Origin of the sequence: Vibrio sp. 10N.222.48.A3 (genome assembly GCF_041475345.1) — a bacterium.
GTDB lineage: Bacteria > Pseudomonadota > Gammaproteobacteria > Enterobacterales > Vibrionaceae > Vibrio > Vibrio tasmaniensis_A.
On sequence record NZ_JBFRVX010000845.1, the window covers coordinates 1 to 4567 of the forward strand.

Genomic DNA, 4567 nt, shown 5'->3' on the forward strand with positions numbered 1-4567 from the left:
TCCTTCAACAGATGAAGAAACTTACCAAAACACCGTAGAAACTGCACAGTCAATAATTTTAGAGGCAGGGCCAATAAAGCCGCCCCAAAAACGTGGTGACAATGGTAATGCCAAAGGTAAATGGCCAAGAAGCTTCCGTATTGCTAAAAGCGCGTTAGAAAATGCTAATTTTCAGTGTGAAAACAACCCTCAACACATTACATTTAGGTCTCGTGTAACTAAGAAAAACTTCGTCGAAGCACATCATTTAATACCAATGGAAAAACAAGGCGAGTTTAACGTTAGTCTAGATGTTCCAGAAAACATTCTTTCGCTCTGCCCTAATTGCCACAGCATGTTCCATCATTCTGATATAGATATTACCTCACCTCTAGTGGAAACATTCTTAAATCGTAGAAAGAAGTCTCTTAAGGAGAGAGGTGTCAAAATTACCCTTCGAAAACTTATGGATTATTATGTCAAAAAGTAACAGTTGTGTGGAACACAATGAACTGTATACCAAGCTACGTTCTTTTGCATCGGAAAGAGACTGGAGTAAGTTCCATAGTCCAAAAAACTTAACCATGGCGTTATCTGTTGAGGTGAGTGAACTAATGGAAATATTTCAGTGGTTAACAGAAGAGCAAAGCAACAAATTAACCGATGAACAAACAACAAAAGTTCAAGAAGAGTTAGCAGACGTATTTTTATATCTCTTACAGTTAGCCGATGCAACAAACATTGATTTGATACAGGCAGCTCATATAAAAATCCAAAAAAATGCTCAAAAGTATCCTATCTCGTCATCTTATGGTAACGCAACGAAGTACTCAGACAAATAACATTGTATAAGCCTTACCTCACAAGTAAGGCTTACGGTTGACGTTCTATAATTATTCTTTACGTATCAAAAAGATCGTACTTAAGAATGTAGTAACTGAAATGACAATTAAGGTAAGATCAATTAACTCAACTAGTGATGCAAAAGCAAACAGCAACATTCCCATAGGGATTGCTGTATTCATCCAAAGTTGTTCCTTAGCAGCAAAAATCGATAGTTGATTAGGGGATAGCTCATTTTGAACTTTAGTATCCCATTTCACACCACTCATAGTTGTAAATAGAGCTCCAGTAAGGCCAAACATCGCGATTATGTAAATGTTCATTTGGCTATTGAAAGCCAACAATTGAATAGTAAGGAACAATAAACATAGGAAGTGGACACCTTTCCATTTTACGTTGGTAAGCTTTCCTGTCATAACGGAGGCCGACCCTAACAGAGAACCCACTGAAACTATAGTCGCAACAAGTGCCCATGAATATTCTGAATGATTTTGTATAATTAAGAATGGCCCCGCACTACCCATAAACCCAATACAAACTGAGGCAAAGAACCAACTTCTTATACCATTCTCAGACCAAACTGGAATTATAGACATCTTATTTGAGTTTGTATCAGGTTTGGGTGTTTCTGATTCGCCAACTGAATTGACTTGCTTTTCAAGATCCATTAAGGAAAACATAAGTAAGGCGAAGCCAAAAGTAATAACATCAACCAATAGAACTAGTTCGAAGCCAAGAAATATAACTATCGTAGCGCCAACCAATGGCCCAAGGATCCCAAAAACATCACCCATAGCAGATAGAATTGAGTTACATCTCTCCCTTTCCTTTTCTAAAGTAATTACTGGTATCAACCTGTATGAGGAAGGGGCGAAAAAAGATGAAGCTATACCGTATATAAAGGAAGATGCTGCCATTGCTACAATATCATTACTATAAACGTAGATATAAAGAAGTAAGCCAAGCTGCGTCGATAGCTTAAAAAAATCCGAGACAAGGATTACTCTCTTAAGGTTAACAAAACTTGTTCTTCGATATTGTAAAGTCCCTAAGTATCTCCCTAACCATAAGGATATAAGAACTATGCTAAGACCTACGCCTGACGGAGAGATCTTTACAGATTCGATGGCAAAGGCGATTGGTATTATAGAATTTCCTATAGAAGAAACAAACGAGGCGATACAAAAAAGGAAAAAGTTTCTACTAATATTGCCCAATAGTTTTAATCTAATAGCTTTCATCTCTACATCCTTTGATTATTAAGCCTTCTTTCAACCCGAATAATAGGAAGTCCATAACTTGACTCTCAGGAAGCCCTAATTCATTAGATATATCCCTTGCGTTAAGGAAAAACTCAGTTTGAATTAATTTAAGTATCGAAGAATAAATAGGCTTCAATTTTATTCGCTTTTTCGGTGTAATTAACACATCATAAGAGCCCATCGATTTTAACGGAGGAAAGTGATTATAATAAGCCCTTAGATTGGTTGTTTTTTTCAATAATTCAGGTGCAATAGAATACGGCAAACTACTACCTACTCTAGGTTTCAAAACCTTCAACTTCTCTTCCAAGTTCAACTGATCATATGTCGTATCATTATACCCCTCAAATGCCACTGTTAGATGCATTGTGAGTTCACCTAAACCGTGAACATTATGTTTCTTACCTCTAGGGTAAAACGCCATATCGCCTACGCTATAAGTGATATTTGGCGTATTGTTATCGTGATTCCATTGTTTCTTTCCCATAATTTGGAAAATAATAAAAGGGTGGTCATCAGCATGCATAAAAAACGCTGTTCCTTTTGAGCATGTTACATAACACTGTACCCAGCACTTAACACCATACTTTGATTCAATATACTCCTGTACTAACCTTGCTTGGGGTATATAGTCATTCATATGATCGAAGACAAACGTCCCTCCTTTTTTCAAAAATTGCACCACATTATCGCCATCAACTACTGAATGTTCGATAAGACCATCACCTATTCTCGACTCAATGAACATAGCTGGGTGGAGATCCTTCCCTTCCAATATCAATCTCAAGTTGAACCTAGAACTTCCAACATTTAGTATTGAGTCATATATTGAAGCAGCCAAACTCCTAAATTTTTCAGGTGTTACATGCGATGTCGAAAATGAATCTGAAGGTTTAATTCCTATATTTAACTCATCTATAGAGTTAAATATTTCTTGATAAAATTTAAAACACATACACAGCGCCTATCTTGATCATTTTCTCGACTAAATTGGAATCGATTTTTGACGAAATTAGTTCTCTTAAGACTTCAGGTTTGGAGAATTTGAATTTCTTACTCAATAATCTTTTTTTTTCTTCATCTGTTAATTTTATTCTCCCATATCGAGTCTCGATGTAATCACCTTCAAGCTTAAAACTACTAAGCGCTACTTTCGCGCGACATAGAATTTTGATATTAGCTTTAAGGTTAGGATCGTAAATCGGAGGAATAAACACATTGCCGTCGCGCGACTCCACACAACTCAATCCTATAAACAGACCTGGGCCATTACTTTTGAAAATGTGTAAAACTTTAGACTTAACGTTATGATACTCTCCATTTTTTAGACGAACACATTGAGCGAAAGGCAATTTATCTACATAATCAAAAGTAATACCCATGAAGCTTCTTGCGTCTATTATAGGAAAGTCGAACTCTACATCATTTTCATTAGGCCATTCATAAATACACCGTCCTAAACCATCAATATCTAAAATGATCGAATCTTCGAAATCTCGATGAACTCCAAACGGCGTCCAATTTTCTGAAGTAGATATAAAAACATACACGTCTTTTAAGTCTGGATTTTTGTATCTCGCTAATATTTTACTTTCCAATAGTAGTGCATTAATTTCTCTAGTCAGCAATAAGCTCCATTTAGAAAGCTCATTGATTGCCAAGCAGTAGCCCTCGCCGACAATTCCTCTTAAATGTTCGTGAGGAGGTTGAGCACAATTACCCCATAATTTTGGTATTGAAGCACATGCTCTATAATCTAAGTTTTGTCCTTTAAAAACCCTGTAAGTAGGTTCAATCATTGTTGAGTTAAAAGCACTATTAAGAGAGCTATTTATTACTGAAATAGATATCATTTGTATTTAAAAAGCCCTCATTCTAGAGGGCTTCTCCATAACGTCTTATAAACTAGTGCCCAACATCTTGACGTGGACTATCATTATCGCAGCAAATGCTTTCACTAGCCTCAACCTCAAATTCTTTTGAGAATTCATCGTTATTTTGTTCAATATCCTGATGTAACTTGTTCTTATCTTCCATAAGTTAGCTCCTTGGTAAGTTGTCGTTAACTAGTGCGTAATGAATGCCTAAATGACTCACGATCGCACCCAACCAACCTTGATGCATCTCACTGTAAAACCAAAATTAATTATTTGTAATTTATAGAACATATAAGCTATAAATATAAGCTCACGTTGAAATGTTACGCTATCGATATACCCTGTCCTTACCAACTAGTTTCCCTGAGTAAAATATGGGGAGTTCTCTTTCCGAAGTTTTTTAAGTGAGAAACTTACTTCCCTACAAATAATGAGCGTTATGCTCATACTTGTCGCTTCACTACCCATCAGAAAAACTAACAATTTAGTCATGGCTTTATTCCAAGGTGCCTTCATCCTCGATATTATTTTTGGTTACTTTTTAAAAAAGCACACGAACCTTATAAGGAAGATAGTCTCTTGTTTACTCGCTACCCTTGGTATTTT

At 36.2% G+C, this 4567-nt stretch carries 6 protein-coding genes; 2 read left to right on the forward strand and 4 right to left on the reverse strand.

The genetic code is table 11. The features are described from left to right. The coding region (locus AB4653_RS20625; protein WP_372105198.1) for an HNH endonuclease at nucleotides 1-469 on the forward strand (469 nt) is incomplete at its 5' end. Continuing rightward, on the forward strand, nucleotides 456-821 hold the full coding sequence (locus AB4653_RS20630) for a nucleotide pyrophosphohydrolase (protein ID WP_102257642.1): 366 nt from the start codon (nucleotides 456-458) through the stop codon (nucleotides 819-821). The genes AB4653_RS20625 and AB4653_RS20630, both read left to right, overlap by 14 nt. Before the next feature lie 51 nt (nucleotides 822-872). Here AB4653_RS20630 and AB4653_RS20635 read toward each other — a convergent pair whose 3' ends face one another. From AB4653_RS20635 to AB4653_RS20650, 4 genes are all read right to left on the reverse strand, one after another. After that, nucleotides 873-2063: an MFS transporter gene (locus AB4653_RS20635; protein WP_102257643.1), complete on the reverse strand. Its 1191-nt coding sequence runs from the start codon at nucleotides 2061-2063 to the stop codon at nucleotides 873-875. Then, nucleotides 2050-3039, reverse strand: coding sequence for a hypothetical protein (locus AB4653_RS20640; RefSeq protein WP_102257644.1), 990 nt, complete (start codon nucleotides 3037-3039; stop codon nucleotides 2050-2052). The genes AB4653_RS20635 and AB4653_RS20640 overlap by 14 nt, the downstream gene beginning before the upstream one ends. Then, nucleotides 3029-3883, reverse strand: a complete 855-nt coding sequence (locus AB4653_RS20645; RefSeq protein ID WP_133151963.1) for a hypothetical protein — start codon at nucleotides 3881-3883, stop codon at nucleotides 3029-3031. Before AB4653_RS20645 ends, AB4653_RS20640 begins: the two co-directional genes overlap by 11 nt. Before the next feature lie 106 nt (nucleotides 3884-3989). Beyond that, the gene (locus tag AB4653_RS20650) at nucleotides 3990-4121 is read right to left on the reverse strand and encodes a hypothetical protein (RefSeq protein ID WP_276605431.1); all 132 of its coding nucleotides are present in this window, start codon (nucleotides 4119-4121) and stop codon (nucleotides 3990-3992) included. Nucleotides 4122-4567: the final 446 nt, after the last annotated feature.

Bases quoted from the DNA above. Each gene is read 5' to 3' on its own strand.
- AB4653_RS20630 (WP_102257642.1), top strand. From the start codon at position 456: ATGTCAAAAAGTAACAGTTGTGTGGAACACAATGAACTGTATACCAAG.
- AB4653_RS20650 (WP_276605431.1), bottom strand. From the start codon at position 4,121: ATGGAAGATAAGAACAAGTTACATCAGGATATTGAACAAAATAACGAT.
- AB4653_RS20635 (WP_102257643.1), bottom strand. From the start codon at position 2,063: ATGAAAGCTATTAGATTAAAACTATTGGGCAATATTAGTAGAAACTTT.
- AB4653_RS20645 (WP_133151963.1), bottom strand. From the start codon at position 3,883: ATGATTGAACCTACTTACAGGGTTTTTAAAGGACAAAACTTAGATTAT.
- AB4653_RS20640 (WP_102257644.1), bottom strand. From the start codon at position 3,039: ATGTGTTTTAAATTTTATCAAGAAATATTTAACTCTATAGATGAGTTA.